Source organism: Sphingomonas sp. EU05-FHT14C10 (genome assembly GCF_058790595.1).
Genome location: NZ_JBYTEN010000004.1, coordinates 195,112 through 213,461, shown reverse-complemented (window position 1 = coordinate 213,461; position 18,350 = coordinate 195,112). Strand labels below are relative to the sequence as shown.

The window sequence follows — 18,350 nt, the reverse complement described above, 5'->3', positions numbered from 1 at the left end:
TTCGGACCCTCAAGATCCAGCTCAACAACCTCCAATGGACGCTTCGCCTCAAACGCTACCGCCGCTCTCGTCTTCATGGCCATCCTTCCGCTCAATCCGGCGGGCTGCTTAGCGGCTCGACGTGACGGGATAAAGCCTCAGGCGTGCTCGGCGGAGGGGCGGCGGGCGAGGACCGCGCCGACCTCGATCAGCGCATCGTCGAGCGCTTCGAGGAGCGCACGCCCCTCGGCAAGCGTCGAGCGTGCGCGCATCGCCCGGCGCGCCGTCGCCTCCAGCCGCCGCGTGCCGGCGGCGCTGGCGCCACCCGCGATGGCGTGTGCCTGCCGGCGCACCGTCTGGAGATCGTGCGCGTCGAGCGCGGCCGCGAGCGCGATGCGCCGCATCGCTCCGTCGGTGACGAAGAGATCGAGAAGCTGTTCGACCCCCGCGCGCCCGACATGCGCCTCCATCTCAGCGAGCGCGACATGATCGAGATCGGGGCGCGGCACGCAGCGCGGCGCGATCTGCGCCAGCGCCTCGACCAGCGCCGCGCGCTCGATCGGCTTGGCGATGATCGCGGCGAAGCCGACCGAAGCCAGCCGATCCGAATCCTCGGCAAAGGGATCAGCGGTGATCGCGATGATCGGGACAGTGCCGTTGGGTGCGGGCAAGGCGCGGATCGCGCGCGCGGCCTCCACCCCGTCCATCACCGGCATCTGCACGTCCATGAGGATCGCATCATAGCCGCCCTGCCGCGCCGCCGTGACCGCCGAGCGGCCATTGTCGACGGTCAGCGCGCGGTGGCCCATGCGGCGGAGCAGGGTGACGATGAGCAGGCGGTTGACCGCATTGTCCTCCGCCACGAGCAGCGACAGCGGCCGCCCCTCGCTCCTGGCCGTGCCGCCGCCGATATCGGCCATCGCCTCGGCAGGGGCGGAGGCGGCCGGCAGCGGGATGGCGAAGGCGAAGCTCGATCCCTTGCCGACGACGCTCTCAACCGTGAGCGCGCCGCCCAGCGCCTCGACCAGCCGCCGGGCAATGGTGAGGCCGAGCCCCGTGCCGCCGAAGCGCCGCGTGGTCGAGGCGTCGGCCTGCGAGAAGGGCTCGAAGATCGTCGCCAGCGCCTCGGGCGCGATGCCGACGCCCTGATCGGTGACGCGGAACGACCAGCGATCGCCTTCCTCCTGCCGGACGCGAAGCACAATGCTGCCTTCGAAGGTGAACTTGACCGCATTGCCGACGAGATTGGCGAGAATCTGCTGGAGACGCGCCGCATCGCCCAGCACATGCGCGGGCGCCGGGCCATCGAAGGCAAGGCTCATCGACACGCCGCGCGCCGCCGCGCCGCTGCGGAACAGATCGACCGTGGTCGCGGCAAGCAGGCGGAGATCGAAAGCCTCGGCCTCTATGCGCACCGCACCGGCATCGAGCTTCGCCACATCGAGCACATCGTCGAGGATGCGCATCAGCGTGCGCGAAGAGCTTTCGAGGATCTGGACGTAGCGCGCGCGTTCCGACGCCGATTCGGTCTCGCGCAGCAGATCGATCATGCCGAGGATGCCCGTCATCGGCGTGCGGATCTCGTGGCTGATCATCGCGATGAAATCATTCTTGGCCTTGGCCGTCGCCTCGGCCGCGTCGCGCGCCGAGACCAGCGCCTTCTCCAGACGCTTGTGCGTTTCGATGTCGCGGATCACCGACAGGATGCGCGGGTGGCGAGCATCCTCGTCGATCAGCCGCGACTTGGCCTCCATCCAGAGCCACTGCCCGTCGGCGCGCCGCATGCGCATCCGGCTGCTGGCGCTCAGTTCGGGGTCGGCGAGCAGCGCGTTGCGTGTCTTGTTGCGTTCTTCGACCTCTTCCGGATGAACGAGGTCGATCAGGCGCGTGCCGACGATCTGGTGCGGCTCATAACCCAGTATCTCGCGGATCGACGGCGAGACATAAGTGCAGACCGAGCGTTGATCGCTCGTCATCACGACGTCGGTCGCATATTCGGTGATCGTGCGGAACCGCCGCTCGCTTTCGGCCAGCTTCAGCTCGCTCGCCTTGCGCGCGCTGATGTCGCGGATCGTGCCCGAGAAGCTGATCGGCCGGCCGGTCGCTTCGCGTTCGGATTCGGCGGTGACTTCGCACCAGAGCACACTGCCGTCGGCGCGGCGGCAGAGCAGCTCGACCTGGCACTGGTCGATATCGCCTCCCAGCAATGGCGCGAAATCGTCGAGCGCCCTGGCCCGCGCCGCCGGATCGACGAGATGGAGGAAGGACCGGCCGAGGCTGGCTTCCACGCCGCGCCCCGTCAGCCGCTCCCACGCCGGGTTGAGGAAGGACCAGCGGCCGCGATCGTCGGTCTTGAAGATGACCTCGCCGAGATTGCCGACGAGCGAGCTATATTGCTCGCGGCTTGCCGCGAGATCGCTGGAGATGCGGCGGATGCGCGCGAGCGTGCCGGCGACGGGCGCGGTCGAGAAGATCAGGACGACGCAGTAAAGCTCGAGGAAGAGCGCGCGCGCCGGCCAGTCGGCATAGATTTTGGCGACCGGGCCGAAGCCGAAATAGGTGAGCGGCAGCGCGGTCGCGGCCGATGCCGCGACGCCGATCGCGGCGCCTAACGGGCCGAGCGCCAGAGTGGCTGCAAGCACGACCGGGGGCAGCAGATAGAGGCTGGGGCCGAGCGTCTGCCCGAAGACGCCGACCGCCGCGACGACTACCATCAGCGTGATCGCCGCGATCTTGCTGAAACGCGGCCTCTCCTCGTGCGAGGACGCGCGGTAATCGGCGATCTGGATGATGAGCGGGACGAAAAGCAGCGTCGATAGCGCGTCGGCGATCACCCATTCAAGGAACAGCCGCCCGAAATCGACATGATGGCCATAGGCGACGAGCGGCGCGCCGACGAGCGCCGAGGCCAGACCGCCGACTACGGCTCCGAGCGCGATGCGCAGGATATAGGTCGGCCGCGCGAAGCTCAGGCCCTCGGGGAAAAGAGCGCGCAGCACAAGCAGATTGGCCGAGACGCTTGCCGCGTTGGCGACGATCAGGCCGATCGAGATTGCCGGACTTTCCCCGAGCGCGAGGTTGGCGAGCGCGGTCGCCACCGAGCCGACCGCGACGATCGACCGCGCCCGCCAGTCGCGCCTGAGCGCCGCGAGCGAAAGCAGAAAGGCGTTGGGCAGCCACAGCGTCGAAAGATGGCCGTCGCGCGCGAGGATGATGCTGCGCGTCGCGCCGAACAGCCCGATCGCCGCCGCCGCCGCGAGGACGGCGACGGGCGGACCGATCCTCGCGCTTTTGGCCACCGGCGTCAGTCCGCGGGCTGCGGATCGAGCGACTGGTAAAGCAGCACCGCCTGAGTGCGGTTGGTCACGTCCAGCTTGCGGAAGATCGCCGCCAGATGCGACTTGACCGTCGGCTCGGCGATGCCGAGCTCGAAGGCGATCTGCTTGTTCTGCCGCCCGCTGGCGATCGCGCGAAGCACGCGAAGCTGCGCCGCCGAAAGCTCGGCGAGGCGGCGCGCGCCGGGACTTTCCTCTACGCCGTCGAGCACGTGCGGCGGAAAGCTGGTTTCCCCCGCGATCAGCTTGCGCAGCGCCTCTATCATGTCGGGCATCGATGCCGATTTGGGAATGAAGCCCTTCGCGCCATAGCCGGCCGCGCCGCGGATCACCGCCGGATCCTCGCGGCTCGACACCACGGCCAGCACCGCGCCAGGCAGCATGTGCTTCATCAACAGCAGACCGCCCATGCCTGCGACGTCGGGCAGCATGAGATCGAGCAGCACCAGATTGAAACCGCCGTCGCGCGCCTTGGCTTCGGCCGCGCCCAGACTTTCGACTTGCTCGACGATCGCGGTGGAATCGACCGCGCGGGTCGCCATGGCGAGCGCCGCCCCGCACATTGGATGATCGTCGACGATCAGCACCTTATAAGCCAAATTCTCTCCTTCCCTCGCAAGGGCGCCCCCCGGCCCCCATTTCCGACCTTGCGCGCGCACGAGGCGCGCGATGCTTGTAGCATCGTCGGCAGGGACGGTGAAATCCCGTGTTTTCACCCTGATGAAGGCCGTGGCAGCCATCGCAGCGCCAACGAAATGCGGATCAGCGGGTTCCGATGATCCGCCAGCCGTCCGCTATTTCGGACACATTTCCAGCCACTTCGCGCAGCCTGTCGGCATCCATGGCGATGCTGGCCGCCATGATCGCCTCGCGCGCGCCGCGATAGAAGCGCGACAGCGTGGTCGCGACATCGCCGCCACGTTCGAAATCGAGCCCCGATTCGAGCGCGAAGAGCAGCGCCAGCGTCTTGGAGACATATTTGCTCTTGGCGGTGTGATCGGTCTTTTCGGTTGCGAGCGCCGCAAGCCTCAGGGCGCGCAACAGATCCTCGTAGAGCAAGGTGATGAGTTGATGCGGCGATGCGCCGCCGGTGCGGCTGGCGATGTCGATCTGGCGGTATGTTTCGCCCGGATCGCCGCGAAGTCTGGTGGCATACTGCATCGCGCGATCAGTTGTTCGAGTTGGTCCAGACCTTGATCTGCTGCTCAAGGAAACTCTGGGTGGCCTTATAGGCGGCGACGCGCGAATCCATCGTCGCGAACTGCTGGGTCAGGCGATCGCGCATCGCCGCGCTGTCGGTGCTGAGCTTGTCCTGCTGATCGGCGAGGTCGGACTGCTGGCGCGTATAACGATCGTTGCTGGCGCCGAGGCCGGTCTTGCTGTCGGTGATGCTGGCGGCCAGGTTCGCCATCATCTGACCGATGCCGAGATCGATCGAGACGGTCGCCGAGGCGACGTTGCCCGTCACCTTGAGCGAGAGGCCCGCCGCCGCCGAGGCGCGCGACGCGCTGAGAATGTCGCCGACGGGAAGGCCCGCCATCCCCGCGATCGTGCCCGACGCCGACTGGCCGGTCTGGCGCGCAACGACGTTGCTGATCTGATAGACGCCGGCAGCCGTCGCGCCCTGCTTCGACGTGACCGTCAGGAACGGGCTGTCGACGGTCTGCTGCGGGTTGAACATCTGTTCGACCGCATCGGGATAGTTGGCGAGCGCGGCCGTCAGCTTGTCGCTGTCGAGGCTGAGCGTGCCATCGCGGTTGGTGCGCACGCCGATCTCGGCCAGCGTCTTGGGCGCGCCGGCCGGGGCCGTGGCGAGAAGCTGGGTCGAGGTCAGCGACGCCAGCTGCTGCGACATGGCGCGCACGGCGGGATCGTTGTTGAGCGTGCCCGTTTTCGGATCGGTGTCCGCAGCCAGCAAACTCTTCAGCTCGTTATAGGCCGAGACGAAATCATTGACCGCCTGGCTGATCGCATCGGTGGGGCGCGACGGGTTGAGCGTCACTTTCGTGCCGACCTCGGCCTTGGCGAGATCGAGCTGCATGCCCGGGATGAGATCGGTGATGCTGTTGGTCGCCCGCTTCGCCGTCACGCCGTCGACGACGACGATCGCATCCTGCGCCTTGCGCGACAGGCTGAGCGACGCGCCGTCCGGACTATAGGCCAGCGACGAAAGGCCGGCGTCGCCGGTGCTCGTCTCGGTCGCGTCGATGCGGAAGGCCTGCGCCTCGCCGCTCGGCCCCTTGATCGACAGCGTCGCGCCGGTCGTGCTGGTCACTACCGTCGCCGTGACGCCCATGTTCGCGCCGTTGATCGCCTGCGCGATGCCGGCGAGCGTATTGTTGCCGCTGGTGATGTTGAGCGTGACCGGGGTGCGCGCCGAATCGGCGGTGAAGCCGCTCATCGTATCGCCGGTCCAGCTCGCAGTGCCGAAGGTGAAGGTGAGCGAGCCGGTGCCGAGCGTCGACGTCTTGCTGGCGAACTGCTGCGAGGTGAGGAGCTGGCTGCTCGCGAGCTGCTGGACCTCGACCTCGGAGGTCAGATTGCCGATGCTGGCGCCGGCCAGCGCCTTGGCGGTCAGGATGCTCGTGTTCGAGCTGACCGGCTGCGTCTGCAGCGTGCCGCCGGCGAGCAGCGTGTTGAGCGAGGTCGAGAAAGTGGTGATGCCGCTCTTGAGCGCGCTGACCGCCGAGATCTGCGCGGTCAGCTTGTCATTCTGCGACGAGAGCGCCTGGGTCTTGGTGTCGAACTGCGCCGAGATGAGCTGGTTGACCAGCGCGCTGGTATCGATCCCCGAGCCGACGCCCAGGATGGAATTGATCGAGGATGCCCCGGTCGTCGTCGTGCTGCTCGTCGTGGCCATGGTCCTCGCCTTTCCTTGTCCCTAGAATCGGCTGCGAAGCTCAAATCTTTAGCTCTTTCTTTCCGGCCGCCCATTCTCGTCGAAGCGCGCGCTGTCGGGCACGAGGACGCTGGGCTGATCGCCGCCGGCGCGCATGTTCACGCCGAAGACGAAGGCCAGAACGGTGGCGATCGCCACGTAGAGATCGTCGCGAATCTGCTGCCCCTCGCGGCTGGTGTAATAGACGGCGCGCGCGAGCGACGGATATTCGAGCACAGGCTTGCCCAGCTCGCCCGCCAGCTCGCGGATGGCGAGCGCGGTCGCGCCGCGGCCCTTGGCCACGACCACGGGCACTTCGTCCTGCCCGCGTTCGTAACGCAGCGCGACGGCGAAGTGCGTCGGGTTGGTGAGCACGACATGCGCGCTTTCCACCGCCTTGCGCGCGCCGCCCTTGAGCAGCTGATGCTGGCGACGGCGGAGCGCCGCCTTCATTTCGGGCGAGCCTTCGGATTCCTTGTGCTCGTCCTGGATTTCCTTGCGGCTCATCTTCAGCTTGGCGAACAGCCGGATCATCTGGATCGGCACGTCGACGCCGGCAATGAGCAGCAGCCCGCCCGCCATCGTCAGCAGCACCACGACGAAGATATGGCCGAGCGAGCCGACCGAGCGCTCGACGTCGCCCGCGACCAGCCCGAGCGCGTCGTTGCGGATCGACCAGAGCAGCCAGACGCCGATCGCGCCGAGCAGGAGAACCTTGAGCAGCGACTTGCCGAGCTCGACCAGCCCCTGAAGCCCGAACATGCGCTTCAGGCCCGAGGCGGGATTGATGCGCGAGCCCTTGAACGCGAAGAGCGAGGCGTTGAAGCGCGCGCTGCCGAGGCCGGCCTGGCTGGCGATCGCGGCGACCATGGTCAGCGCGAACAGCGCGCCGAGCGACGGCGCGAGCTTGATCCCCGTCGCCATCAGCGGACGGAGCGGCTGGAAATCGTCGATGTCGCCGCGCCCGAACTGGAGGCTTTCGACCATCACCGCCTTGAATGCGCCGATCAGCGACGGGCCGGCGAAGGCGAGCCAGGCGCAGCCCGCAAGCACGACCGCTGCCGTCGCGAAATCGCGCGAGCGGAGGATCTCACCCTTGTCGATCGCGTCCTTGCGACGCTTGGGTGTCGGGGCTTCCGTCTTTTCGCCGAAATCGTCGCTCATCGCGCGAGCACCAGATTATCGGCGGCCTGAAGCCCCTCGCGGACGATGACGACCATGTAGTCGCCCATCGCCGGGAAGGCGATGGCGAGCGCGACGACGCCGACCGCGAGGCTGGCGGGCAGGCCGACCGCGAACAGGTTGAGCGAAGGCGCCGAGCGCGACAGCATGCCGACGATGATGTTGAGGCAGAGCAGGATGAAGCCGACGGGAAGCGCGAGGAGCAGCCCCGCCGCGAAGGCGTAGCTGCCGAACATCGCAATGCCCTCCAGCTTGCGCGGATCGAGCCAGGCGGCGCCGGGCGGCAAGGCGACATAGCTTTTCACCAGCAGGTCGACGAGGATCAGGTGCCCGTCGAGCGACAGGAACAGCAAAGTCATCACGATCATCATGAACTGGCCGATCGCGGGTGTGGACTGGCCGTTCTGCGGATCGACGGCGGCGGCGAAGCCGAGGCCCATCGTGCCGCTGATCGCTTCGCCCGCGATCAGCGGGGCGGCAAATGCGATCTGGATGACGAAGCCGAGCGCGAGACCGACCAGCGCCTCCGCCGCGATCGACAGGAAGGTCGTGACCGCGAAGATCTGCGCCGGGGGCACGAGATGGATGTTGTTCACGACGAGGACGCCGATCGCCCCCGACAGGACAATGCGGATCGGCAGCGGCACCGACATGGCGCCGAACACGGGCGCGGCGATGAAAGCCGCGCCGATCCGCACCATGACGAACAGCAGCGACCAGAGCGCGGGTTCGACCGAAGGCAGGCCGAGGCCGAACATCGCTAGCGGACCAGATCCGGTATGCGCTCGAAGATCGAGACGGTGAAGTCGCTGAGCAGCCCCATGATCATGCCGCCGAAGATCACCAGCGACAGCGCGACCACGGCAAGCTTGGGCACGAAGCTCAAAGTCTGTTCGTTGATCGAGGTCGCCGCCTGGACCATGCCGAGCAGCAGGCCCGCGAGCAGCGCGGGGATCAGCACAGGCGCTGCGGCGAGCGCCAGCACCCACAAAGCCTCGCGCGCGACGGTCAGGAAATAGGAGGAATCCATCGCGCTAGCTGACGAAGCTGTTGGCGAGCGAACCCATGGTCAGCGCCCAGCCGTCGACGAGGACGAACAGCAGCAGCTTGAAGGGCAGCGAGATGATCGTCGGCGACAGCATCATCATGCCGAGCGCCATCAGCACCGAGGCGACGACGAGATCGATGACGAGGAAGGGCAGGAAAATGAGGAAGCCGATCTGGAACGCCGTCTTCAGCTCCGAGGTCACGAAGGCGGGGAGCAGCACCGAGAAGGGCACGTCCTGAGGCTTGGCGAAGGGGCCGACCTTGGCGATGCTGGAAAACATCGTCACGTCTTTCACGCGCGTCTGCTTGACCATGAAGCCGTGGAGCACGTCGCCGCCGTTGCGGATCATCTCGGTCGCGCCGATGCGGCTGGCGGCATAGGGCTCGATCGCGACCTTGTTCACCTGCGAGAGCGTCGGCGCCATTACGAACAGCGTCAGGAACAGCGAGAGGCCGACGAGCACCTGATTGGGCGGGGTCTGCTGAAGCCCCAGTGCCTGGCGCAGGATCGACAGCACGATGATGATGCGCGTGAAGCTGGTCATCATCAGCAGCAGCGACGGCAGCACCGTCAGCAGCGCCATGAGGATCAGGATCTGGAGCGAGAGCGCCATCGGCGCTTCCTTGCCGCCGAGCTGGCTCATCGCGCGATCGAGCGCGTCGGCGGCGCCGGGCGCGGCCGGCGCGACGGGGCTGACGGGAACGGCAGGCGCCGCCTGCGCGAATGCAGGCGCGGCGACGATCAGCGCGACCAGAAGAACGATAAATAGTCCCAGCACCGTTCGTGTCGAGCGCAGTCGAGACACGCGGCCCGGCGCCGAACGTCCCTCGACTGCGCTCGGGACGAACGGAAAGACCAATGCACTATCAGCCATTGTTCGATTCGACCTTGTCGATCAGGTTGACCCCGCCGCGGCCGACCGAGACGAGCAGCTTGCGCCCCTCGAACTCGATCACCGCGAGGCGCAGGCCCGGCGAGACCATCATCGTCTCGCGCACGTTCATCATGCGGTTCGAGGGCGTGCCGGGCAGCCGGCTTTCCAGCTTGCGCCACGCCCACAGGCACAGGAACAGCAACCCGCAGACGAGCGGGAGCAGCAGCGCCAGCTTGAGGAGATAGGCCCAGATCACTGCTTGGCCACGGCCATGCCGTTGTCGGCCAGCTCGGTGATGCGGATGCCGAAGCGATCGCCCACCGTCACCACCTCGCCGCGCCCGATCAGCGTGCCGTTGACCAGCACGTCGAGCAGTTCGTTGGCGTGACGGTCAAGCTCGACGACGCTCGATTCGCCCATGGCGAGCAGCTCGCGCAGCTTCATCTTGGTCGCGCCGACTTCCACCGACAGGCGGACATCGACATCCTGAAGCAGGCGGAAATTGGCGGCGACGCCGGTGTCGGCCGCGAAGGAAGCGCTCATGTCGGTCATTGCTGGTCCTCGTCTGGAAGATTTTCGAGCCGCGCGACGCGGATGGCCGCGCGACCGTTGGCGGCGCCGACCGAGCCGCGGGCAAAGCGGTTGTCAGCGACGAAAAGCGGAACTTCGGGCCCGAAGCTGATCGGGATGATGTCGCCGGGCTGGAGGTTCATCAGGCGCGAGAGCGGCACCGTCTGCTCGGCAAGCACCGAGCGGACGGGAAGCTTCACATCCATCACCGTGCGGGTCAGCGCACCGAACCAGCCCGGATCGCCGGCGCGCGCGCGGGCCCTAGCGCCGAGCTGCGGGGCAAGCGGCTTCAGCCCGTCGACCGGATAGAGGATGTCGACCGTCGAGCTGCGACCGTCGAGCTCGGTGAGCGCGAAGCGCGCGAGCACCAGCCGGTCGTCCAAGTCCACGCCGGCGAGCATCGCGGCATTGGTGTCGACCTTGTCGACCGCGAAATCGAGCGCGGCGATATCGCGCCAGGCGTCCGCCATGCGATCGGCGATGCCGCGCGCCGCGCGCCGCGCAACCGCCTCGGCGCTGGGCGGGAAATCCGACGGAAGCGGCGACGGCACCTGTCCGCTGCCGCCGTAGAAGAGATCGAGCATCGCGAAGATCGATTCGCCGTCGAACACCGCAAGCGCATGCCCGGCGAGCGGCGCCATCGTCATCGACGCGAAGACCGGCAAGGCGCCTCCGCGCGTCCCGGCATAATCGTCGAAGCGGACGATGCGCGGCGCATCGGCCACGACCTTCACCTGCGTGCGGAGCAGCGGCTCGAACAGTTCGCGCAGCGTGCGCGCGAGGCGGCCGCCGATCGGGCGCAGACCGGCGAGATCGCCCAGCGCATTGCGCGCGCCGGCACCCAGCACACGCGCCTGGTTCGGCGTCTTGGCGTCATCGGAGTCGGCAATGCGTTCGTCGATCATCGGAAGTTCGTTCGCCCCCTTCGTTATGGTTACTGAACGATAAAATTGGTAAAATAGACGTTACCAATTCCACCGAATCCCTCTTTTTCGGTGAGAACCTGATTGATCGCGCCGACCAGCCGCTTCTGGAGCTGCTTCTTCCCCTCGGGGTTGAAGACCTGCATCTCGTCGGTATCGCTGAGCGTCATCAGAATGGCCGAGCGGACCGCCAGCTCATTGGCCTCGACATTCTTGATCACGCGGCTGTCGTAATTGGTCGAGACGGCCAGCCCGATCTGGATGAAATGCGGGCTGTCCTTGAGGTTCGACGTGAATTCCTTCTGGAGCTGATAATAGCTCGAGGCATATTTGGCGGCATTCTCCGATCCCGGAGGCGCCGCTTCGGCAGCGCCGCCATGGCTGCCGCCACTCTCGCCGTGGCCGCCTTCCTCCTTCTTCTCTTCCTCCTGCCCCTTCAGCACGAGCTGGGGCTGGTCCTTCTTCTCGGCCTCCGCGCCGTGTGCGCTGGTCGATCTGGACAGATAGATGCCCGCGCCGGCGCCGCCGCCGATCAGCAGCACGCCGGCAACGCCGGCGATGATCAGGGGCAGCTTGCCCTTCTTCTTTGCAGGTTTTTCTTTCGCGTCACTCACGGTCCCGGTCCTTCGGTCTTTTTGGTTCAGGCGATGCGATCGGCGGCGTCGGCCGCTTCCTCGCTGGTCGAATCGGAAAAGGCGGATGCCGGCGCATCGGGCGCAGCCGCCTGCTGGTCGGAGGCGCCGCGATCCTGGCGGCCCTGCTGCTCGACGCCCGTGTCGCCGAGCTTCAGCCCGCGCGAATCGGCAAGCTGGGCGAGACGCGGCGCGGCTTCGTTCAGCAGCGCGCGCGCCTGCGCGGTATCGGTGGTGAAGGCGATGTGCACGCGGTCGCCATCCTGGCGCAGCTTGACCTCGACGCCACCAAGCGCATCGGGGCTGAGCGCGATGTGGACGCTGCGGCCATTATGCCCGCGCTGCTCGTCGATGCGATCGATGAGCGCTTCCATCCATTCGGCGCGGCGTGTGTCGACCATCGGCGCGTTCTGCGCGGCGACGGGCGCCTCGACGCGGTGCGTGGTCGTCGTGGTGGCGGCAGTCACCGCGCCGAGCGCGGCCGACTGGCTGTCGGTGGCGGCGGTCGATCGGCGATCCTCGCTGAAGCTCTGGACGAGTGCGGCGACGGCCTGAAGCGTCGCGGCGTCGGGCTGGACCGTCGGGAGGACGGGCAGCACGATAGCGGGCTTGACGGGCGCGGGCGCGACGGACTGGGGCTGCGCCTGATCGTCGCCTGCGGGCACGAAGGAGGGCTTGCGCGATGCATCCGCGTCGACGCCGGCGACCGGCGCATCGGCATCGGTCTGCACCGGCTCGATGGGCGTGCCGACCACGGGCGCAACGGGCGCGGCGACCGGGACAAGGATGGGCGCGGGAGTCGGGACCGGGGATGGAGCCTGGTCGGTCGGCGCGGGCGTGTCCCCGGCGTCGTCCTCCGGCTGCCGATCGTCGGCGACGGGAAGCAGCGGCACCTCGGTCTCGCACACCGCCGGGACCGGATCGGCGGGCTTGAAGCGCGGAACGATGACTTCGCATCGCGCCGGCTGGGGCGGCGTGGCGGCGGGCTTGCCTGCTGGGTTGTCAGGGGAAACTGGCGTCGTGCCGAGGGGCGCGGACTTGCGGGGCGGGAGCATGACGACGACGGCGTCGGCGGCGCGATCTTCGTCGGCATCGGCGGGGAGGGAGGCATCCGGCGCAGGAAGTTGTTCGTTTTCAGTCGGTTCGGCGTCATCGCCATCGGCAGCGGGCGGCACGGGGCGGAAGCGCGGGGTGACGACGACGGTGCAGACGCCGACCTGCTCGGGATCGGGCCGGGCCGGGGCGGCGGGGGTTGCGTCGTCAGCGGGGGCGATGCTGAGCGCGGCGGCCATATCCGAAAGCGGCGCATCGGGCGCCGTCGCTGCGACGGCCGCGACGGCGATGCTTGCGGTCGAGACGCCGGCGGCAAGATCTTGCCGGGCATCCGGCAAGACCACGCCCGGAACGGCAGCGCCCGGTGCATCGCCGATCCCCGCGACCAGCGATGCGAACATCCCCGCTGCTCCTTCGGGCGCGCGGATTTCGGGCACTTTTGCGCTGGCGAGACCAAGGATGTCGAGACTGAGACTGTTCACGGTCGCTCCGGTGTTGATCGGTTCACCCTGATTTCAGCAAGGACCGTGCCAGTGCGCGCGCCTGATGCGGGGCGTTGGCGAGCGCGCGACGGGCATCGAGCGCGCGCGCCTCCAGCTCACGGTCGATCAGCTTCTCGACCGCGCCATGATTGCGCTTGGCGGCGCCCGTCTGCTCGCGCGCCTGATCGAGCTGGCGCGTCGCCTCCGCAATCCGGCGCTGCGCTTCCTGCTGCGAGCGCGCGAGGCGTTCGCGATAATGGGCGGCGGCGAAGAGATTGAGCCCCTCGGCAGTGCCTTCGCGCGGCGCGACGCCTTCGGAGAGCGATGCGATGCGCTGGGCCAGCGCATGCGCGCTGCTCGCGCGATCGGCGGCGGCGACTTCCTCGACGCGCGCCTGATCGAGCTGGAAGGAACGGACCTTGAGAATCCGGCCGAGGCGCTTCGGATCGCGCCGCGCCATCAACCGTCGCCGAACAGGCCGACCAGCTCGGCGGTCGCCTCATCGAGCGACACCGCCTCGTCGGCGCTCTGGCGGATATATTCGAGGATCGCGGGATGGCAGGCGATCGCCTGATCGAGCGCGGGATCGGTCCCGCCGCGATAGGCGCCCATCAGGATAAGGTCGCGGTTTTCCTCGTAAGTGGCGAGATGACGGCGCAGCACGCGCGCGGCGTGGCGATGCTCGGGCCCGACAATGTCGTTCATCACGCGGCTGACCGAGGGGCCGAGGTCGATCGCCGGATAGACGGCGCGTTCGGCGAGCGCGCGCGACAGCACGATATGCCCGTCGAGGATCGCGCGCGCCGAATCGACCACCGGATCGCTGCCGTCGTCGCCATCGGCGAGCACGGTGTAGATGGCGGTGATCGAGCCGGTTCCGTTGGCGTCCGCGCCGGCGCGTTCGATGAGATTGGGCAGCATCGCGATGGCGGAAGGCGGATAGCCGCGCGCCGATGCCGGTTCGCCCAGCGCCAGCCCGATCTCGCGCCCGGCATGCGCGACGCGCGTCAGGCTGTCCATGATCAGCAGCACGCGCTTGCCCTCGGCGCGGAACGCCTCGGCGATCGCGGTCGCGCGCATCGCGCCGCGGATGCGGAGCACGGGCGAATGATTGGCGGGAACGGCGACGACGACGCTGCGCGCGCGCGCCTCGCCCGCGATCTTGGTTTCGAGGAAATCGGTGACTTCGCGGCTTCGTTCGCCGATCAGCCCGACGACGACGACATCGGCCTTCACCGATCGGACGATCATCCCGAGCAGCACCGATTTGCCGACGCCCGAGCCTGCCATGATGCCGATGCGCTGGCCGTGGCCGATGGTGAGCAGGCCGTTGATCGCGCGCACGCCGACATCGAGCGGTTCGAGCACGCGGCCGCGATCGAGCGGATTCTGGTGGCGGCCGGCGAGCGGCCAGCTCTTGGCGCCGCGAATCGGGCCAAGCCCGTCGATCGGGCGGCCCGCGCCGTCGACGACGCGGCCGAGCAGTGCACTGCCCACCTGCGCCTCGCCCGGCTGGCCGATCGGGCGGACCGGCGCGTCGGGCAGCAGGGCGGCGGGGCCGCCGAGATTCATCATCAGCGTCTTGCCCGAGCGGAAGCCGATCACCTCGGCCTCGACCGCGCCTGCCCCTTCGCCGATGCGGCACATGGTGCCGACCGGAAGCGACAGGCCGACGGCCTCCATCAGCAGGCCGTCATAGGAAGCGAGGCGGCCGATGACTTCGGGGGCGGGCGCGAAATCGGTGCGGAGCCGATCGAGATAGTCGGCCGCAAAATCGTTGAGCATCAGCCGGCGTCCGGAAGCGCGACGCGGTCGACGGCAGCTGCGAGCTGGGCGAGCCAGGCCGACGGGCCGTCCTCGATCACTGTGGTGCGCGTCTCGATCACGAGGCCGCCGCGTTCGACCCCCTTGTCACCGATCGCGAAGACGCGTTCGGGAACGCGGCCCTCGACCAGCGCCAGATCCTCGGGGTTCATCCGCATCAGCGCGGGTTCGCTGCTGTCGGCGAGCAGCTTCACCGCCGCCTCGATCCGCAGCGCGAGCAGATCGCCCGCGACACCGACTTCGCCGACCATGCGGGTGACGAGGTAGAGGACGGTCTGGCGCAGATGCGCGGCCAGCCGGTCGCGATCGAAGCTGGCGACGCCATCGAACGCGGCGACGAGCCGGTCGCCGATCGCGGCCTGGGCCTCGGCCTCCAGCGCGGCCTGGCGCGCGCCGGCCTCGAAACCGGCGGAATAGCCTTCGACCCGCGCAGTATCGAGCGCGTCGAGCAGCGGTTCGGCATCATGTTCAGGCGGGGTTTCCTCGTCGCCGGTCGCGGCGTCGAAGGGATTCCAGCCGGCGGTCGGATTATTGTCCGGATCGGCGGGGCTGAAATGCTTGGGCCCCTGCTGAGGCGACGGCACCGGGGACACGGGGGTGAAGCCCACCGGTCCCTTGTCGGCGCGGACGAAAGCGGTTTCGGAGAAACCGCCGCGCAGCGCTGCCATATAGTCGCCGAGCGCGCCGGTGCCGACGCTGCGGGCATCGCCCTGCGGCACGAAGCCGATCGGGCCGTCAGACATAATCGTCGTCCCGGCCGCCGAGCATGATCGCGCCATCGGCCGCCATGCGGCGCGCGACCGTCAGGATCGTCTTCTGCGCTTCGAGCACCTCGCTGAGGCGCATCGGGCCGCGCGCCTCCATCTCGTCGCGGATGCCGTCGGCGGCGCGCGCCGACATGCAGCCGAGGAAGCGATTGCGCGCCGCCTCGTCCACGCCCTTGAGCGCGACGGTGAGGACATCGGCCTCCACGCCGCGGAGGAGCGCACCCATATTCTTGTCGTCGAGCGCCAGAAGATGCTCGAAGATGAACATCTCCTCCTCGATCTTGCGCGCGGTCTCGCGATCGATCTTCGCGACCTTGGGCATGACCTTCTGCTCGGTCGCGCGGCGGGCATTGTTCATGATCGCTGCCGCCTCGCGCGCGCCGCCCAGCGGCACCGGGGTCGGCGAATGCGACTTGCCCATGCGCGCGGCAAGCATGTCGCGCAGCATCTGCAGCGCTTCCTGCGTGACCGGGCCGAGCGTCGCGACGCGGTGAACGATCTCTGGCTGCACGGCCTCCGGCATCAGCTGAAGCACCTCGGCGGCGACGGCGGGATCGAGATTGGCGATCAGCACGGCCGCGAGCTGGGGATGTTCATTCTCGATCATGCGCGCGATCTCCGGCGCGTCGAGCCAGTCGAGCAGATCGATCGAGCGGACATCCTCGGGCGGGGTGATGCGCGCGAGCACGCTGTCCGCCTTGTCGGGGCCGAGGGCGATCGTCATCGTGCGTTCGATCTGCGGGCGCGGATTGAAGCCGATCGCGGTGCGCTCGCGCGCCTTGCCGACGAAATCGTCGAGGACGGCGGCGACCTGGGGCTCGCCTACGTCGGCGACGGCGAACATCGCCTTGCCGAGCTGGCGGACCTCGTCGGGCTCCAGCTTGCGGAGGATGGCCGCAGCCTCCTCCTCACCCACCAGCATCATCAGCACGGCGGCGCGTTCGACGCCGCTGAGATTGCGGCCGGAAATCTCGAGGGTCATGCGCCGGCCTTCTCGTCGGAGCGGATCATGTCGCGGACGGCGAGCGCAGCGCGCGCCGGATTGTCGCGGGTGAAATCGCGCACCAGCCGGACCTTGTCGTCATAGCTGCGCGCGCTGTCGAGCATCTCGATGCTGACCGGCTGATAGCCGTCGGGCGATGCCGGGGAGCCGAACCCGCCCGACATCGGGCGCGTGGCCTCGATCTCACCGCCTTCGACCGTTGGCGTGGGCTGGCCGTCGGCGCCCTTGGCGGCCGGGGCTTCCTTCTTCCTGATCAGGCCCTTCATCAGCGGGCGGACGCCCACGAAGAGGACGAGCAGCGCGATGGCGAGCGCCGTGAGGTTGCGCGCCAGCACGGGGAACCAGCCGGCATCGTACCAGGCCGCCTTGGCGCCGAGCGGATCGGCGGCGAACTGGCGGCTGATCACCGTCACCTGATCGTTGCGCGCCGGATCGAAGCCGACGGCGGCGCGGATCAGGTTGTTGATCTGCTGGATTTCCTGCGGGGTGCGCGGCTTCGCGCCTTCGGCGTCGCGCAGGACGACCGCGACCGACAGCCGCCTGATCGAACCGGGCGCGGCGCGGGTGACCGAGACTTCGCGGCCGACCTCGTAGGAGCGGGCATATTGATCCGACTGCTTGAGATTGTCGGGCATCTTGCCGCCATTGGCAGCCGTCGCGGCGGCAGCAGCCGGCGTGCCGTTGGCCGCCGGGACACCGGCTGCACCCGGGGCGCCGGGCGCACCGGCAGTGCCCGCCTGGGGCGGCTGCGGCGCGGCGGTGCCAGCCTTGACCTGGGTGGCGGGCGGCGGGGTGTTCGACAGCGTGCCGGGGATGCCCTGCGGGGTCGGCTCGGCGCGGTCGGCGGTCCAGCTGCCCTGTTCGGCACGGAGCGAACCGTCCTTGTCGTAGCTTTCGCGCGTCGCCTGGCTTTCGTCGAGATTGACGTCGGCCTGGACCTCTGTGCTGAAATTGCCGGCGCCGACGAGCGGAGTGAGCAGCTGGATCAGCTGGGTGCGATATTTGTCCTCGACGCGGCGCTGGAAATCGATGCGCTGGTCGCCATCGGCGGTGACGCCGCCGGCGCCCGGCTTGCTGAGCAATTGCCCCGCGCCGTCGACGATGGTCACTGCCTCGGGCTTCATCCCCGGCACCGACGAGGCGACGAGGTTGACGATCGAGCGGACCTGCGATTCGCCGAGCGAGCGCCCGGCGGCGAGGCGGACGATGACCGAGGCCGAGGGCGACGCATTGTCGCGCACGAAGACGCTCGATTCGGGCATCGCGAGGTGGACGCGCGCGTCGGCGACCGAATCGATCTCCTCGATCGACTTGGCGAGCTCGGTCTCGCGCGCCTGGCGAAGGCGTTCGCCCTCGACCGCGCGGCTGACGCCCATGGGAAGCTGATCGAGGATCGCATAACCGCCGGGCGCCGTCTTGGGCAGGTTCTGCGAGGCGAGCAGCATGCGCGCCTTGTAGAAATCATCCTCGGCCACGGTCAGCGTGCCCGTCGAATTGTCGATGTGGCTCTTGATGTTGCTCTGGGTCAACGCCTCGGACACCGAAGCCTTGTCGGCATCCGAGAGGCCGGAGAAGAGGATCTTCTGCAGCGGGGTGGCGAGCATCATCCAGGCAAGCGCGGCGAGGCCGGCGACGGCGACGGCCGCAAGCGCCGGCAGGCTCTTGCGAACGATCGGGCGGGCGAGGAATTCCTTCGCCATGCCAAGCGGATCGCGGGCGCCCGGAACGGCAACGGCGGGCTGCGGCGGGCCGGCGGGGGGCAGGATCTCGCCTGCGGGCGTGAGTGCGTTGGTCGCCATC

At 68.4% G+C, this 18,350-nt stretch carries 18 protein-coding genes; all 18 read right to left on the bottom strand.

The window, feature by feature from the left end:
• Positions 1-137 precede the first annotated feature (137 nt).
• Positions 138-3,278: a PAS domain S-box protein gene (locus tag AC3WT0_RS07060; RefSeq protein ID WP_492752544.1), complete on the bottom strand. Its 3,141-nt coding sequence runs from the start codon at positions 3,276-3,278 to the stop codon at positions 138-140.
• 5 nt (positions 3,279-3,283) lie between these two features.
• Positions 3,284-3,913, bottom strand: a complete 630-nt coding sequence (locus AC3WT0_RS07055; protein WP_492752542.1) for a response regulator transcription factor — start codon at positions 3,911-3,913, stop codon at positions 3,284-3,286.
• Between the two features lie 163 nt (positions 3,914-4,076).
• Positions 4,077-4,475, bottom strand: coding sequence for a flagellar export chaperone FliS (gene fliS / locus AC3WT0_RS07050; protein ID WP_492752540.1), 399 nt, complete (start codon positions 4,473-4,475; stop codon positions 4,077-4,079).
• A gap of 7 nt (positions 4,476-4,482) precedes the next feature.
• Positions 4,483-6,174 (bottom strand): flagellar filament capping protein FliD, encoded by a 1,692-nt coding sequence (gene fliD / locus AC3WT0_RS07045; protein ID WP_492752539.1) that lies wholly within the window; start codon positions 6,172-6,174, stop codon positions 4,483-4,485.
• A gap of 48 nt (positions 6,175-6,222) precedes the next feature.
• Complete coding sequence (locus AC3WT0_RS07040; RefSeq protein ID WP_492752538.1) at positions 6,223-7,356, bottom strand: EscU/YscU/HrcU family type III secretion system export apparatus switch protein; 1,134 nt, start codon at positions 7,354-7,356, stop codon at positions 6,223-6,225.
• Positions 7,353-8,132, bottom strand: coding sequence for a flagellar biosynthetic protein FliR (gene fliR / locus AC3WT0_RS07035; protein WP_492752536.1), 780 nt, complete (start codon positions 8,130-8,132; stop codon positions 7,353-7,355). The genes AC3WT0_RS07040 and fliR overlap by 4 nt, the downstream gene beginning before the upstream one ends.
• Before the next feature lie 2 nt (positions 8,133-8,134).
• Positions 8,135-8,404 carry a flagellar biosynthesis protein FliQ gene (gene fliQ, locus AC3WT0_RS07030; protein WP_492752533.1) on the bottom strand — a complete coding sequence of 90 codons (270 nt, stop codon included), beginning with the start codon at positions 8,402-8,404 and terminating at the stop codon, positions 8,135-8,137.
• A 4-nt stretch (positions 8,405-8,408) separates the two neighbouring features.
• Entirely contained in the window at positions 8,409-9,227 is an 819-nt protein-coding gene (fliP, locus tag AC3WT0_RS07025; RefSeq protein ID WP_492752532.1) for a flagellar type III secretion system pore protein FliP, read from the bottom strand.
• A 61-nt stretch (positions 9,228-9,288) separates the two neighbouring features.
• The gene (locus tag AC3WT0_RS07020) at positions 9,289-9,552 is read right to left on the bottom strand and encodes a flagellar biosynthetic protein FliO (RefSeq protein ID WP_492752530.1); all 264 of its coding nucleotides are present in this window, start codon (positions 9,550-9,552) and stop codon (positions 9,289-9,291) included.
• A complete protein-coding gene (gene fliN / locus AC3WT0_RS07015) occupies positions 9,549-9,848 on the bottom strand; it encodes a flagellar motor switch protein FliN (protein WP_492752528.1) in 300 nt (99 codons plus the stop codon). The genes AC3WT0_RS07020 and fliN overlap by 4 nt, the downstream gene beginning before the upstream one ends.
• The gene (locus AC3WT0_RS07010) at positions 9,845-10,771 is read right to left on the bottom strand and encodes a flagellar motor switch protein FliM (RefSeq protein WP_492752526.1); all 927 of its coding nucleotides are present in this window, start codon (positions 10,769-10,771) and stop codon (positions 9,845-9,847) included. Before AC3WT0_RS07010 ends, fliN begins: the two co-directional genes overlap by 4 nt.
• A gap of 29 nt (positions 10,772-10,800) precedes the next feature.
• The gene (locus AC3WT0_RS07005; RefSeq protein WP_492752525.1) at positions 10,801-11,403 is read right to left on the bottom strand and encodes a flagellar basal body-associated FliL family protein; all 603 of its coding nucleotides are present in this window, start codon (positions 11,401-11,403) and stop codon (positions 10,801-10,803) included.
• A 26-nt stretch (positions 11,404-11,429) separates the two neighbouring features.
• Positions 11,430-12,956 (bottom strand): flagellar hook-length control protein FliK, encoded by a 1,527-nt coding sequence (locus AC3WT0_RS07000; RefSeq protein WP_492752522.1) that lies wholly within the window; start codon positions 12,954-12,956, stop codon positions 11,430-11,432.
• Between the two features lie 22 nt (positions 12,957-12,978).
• Positions 12,979-13,416, bottom strand: a complete 438-nt coding sequence (locus AC3WT0_RS06995) for a hypothetical protein (RefSeq protein WP_492752520.1) — start codon at positions 13,414-13,416, stop codon at positions 12,979-12,981.
• Positions 13,416-14,741 (bottom strand): FliI/YscN family ATPase, encoded by a 1,326-nt coding sequence (locus AC3WT0_RS06990; protein WP_492752518.1) that lies wholly within the window; start codon positions 14,739-14,741, stop codon positions 13,416-13,418. Before AC3WT0_RS06990 ends, AC3WT0_RS06995 begins: the two co-directional genes overlap by 1 nt.
• Positions 14,741-15,523 (bottom strand): FliH/SctL family protein, encoded by a 783-nt coding sequence (locus tag AC3WT0_RS06985; protein WP_492752516.1) that lies wholly within the window; start codon positions 15,521-15,523, stop codon positions 14,741-14,743. Before AC3WT0_RS06985 ends, AC3WT0_RS06990 begins: the two co-directional genes overlap by 1 nt.
• Positions 15,516-16,529 carry a flagellar motor switch protein FliG gene (gene fliG, locus AC3WT0_RS06980; RefSeq protein ID WP_492752513.1) on the bottom strand — a complete coding sequence of 338 codons (1,014 nt, stop codon included), beginning with the start codon at positions 16,527-16,529 and terminating at the stop codon, positions 15,516-15,518. Before fliG ends, AC3WT0_RS06985 begins: the two co-directional genes overlap by 8 nt.
• Positions 16,526-18,349, bottom strand: coding sequence for a flagellar basal-body MS-ring/collar protein FliF (gene fliF / locus AC3WT0_RS06975; RefSeq protein ID WP_492752511.1), 1,824 nt, complete (start codon positions 18,347-18,349; stop codon positions 16,526-16,528). The genes fliG and fliF overlap by 4 nt, the downstream gene beginning before the upstream one ends.
• Between the last annotated feature and the right edge of the window lies 1 nt (position 18,350).

Bases quoted from the DNA above. Each gene is read 5' to 3' on its own strand.
- fliS (WP_492752540.1), bottom strand. From the start codon at position 4,475: ATGCAGTATGCCACCAGACTTCGCGGCGATCCGGGCGAAACATACCGC.
- fliD (WP_492752539.1), bottom strand. From the start codon at position 6,174: ATGGCCACGACGAGCAGCACGACGACGACCGGGGCATCCTCGATCAAT.
- AC3WT0_RS07040 (WP_492752538.1), bottom strand. From the start codon at position 7,356: ATGAGCGACGATTTCGGCGAAAAGACGGAAGCCCCGACACCCAAGCGT.
- fliR (WP_492752536.1), bottom strand. From the start codon at position 8,132: ATGTTCGGCCTCGGCCTGCCTTCGGTCGAACCCGCGCTCTGGTCGCTG.
- fliQ (WP_492752533.1), bottom strand. From the start codon at position 8,404: ATGGATTCCTCCTATTTCCTGACCGTCGCGCGCGAGGCTTTGTGGGTG.
- fliN (WP_492752528.1), bottom strand. From the start codon at position 9,848: ATGACCGACATGAGCGCTTCCTTCGCGGCCGACACCGGCGTCGCCGCC.
- AC3WT0_RS07010 (WP_492752526.1), bottom strand. From the start codon at position 10,771: ATGATCGACGAACGCATTGCCGACTCCGATGACGCCAAGACGCCGAAC.
- AC3WT0_RS06995 (WP_492752520.1), bottom strand. From the start codon at position 13,416: ATGGCGCGGCGCGATCCGAAGCGCCTCGGCCGGATTCTCAAGGTCCGT.
- AC3WT0_RS06990 (WP_492752518.1), bottom strand. From the start codon at position 14,741: ATGCTCAACGATTTTGCGGCCGACTATCTCGATCGGCTCCGCACCGAT.
- AC3WT0_RS06985 (WP_492752516.1), bottom strand. From the start codon at position 15,523: ATGTCTGACGGCCCGATCGGCTTCGTGCCGCAGGGCGATGCCCGCAGC.
- fliG (WP_492752513.1), bottom strand. From the start codon at position 16,529: ATGACCCTCGAGATTTCCGGCCGCAATCTCAGCGGCGTCGAACGCGCC.
- fliF (WP_492752511.1), bottom strand. From the start codon at position 18,349: ATGGCGACCAACGCACTCACGCCCGCAGGCGAGATCCTGCCCCCCGCC.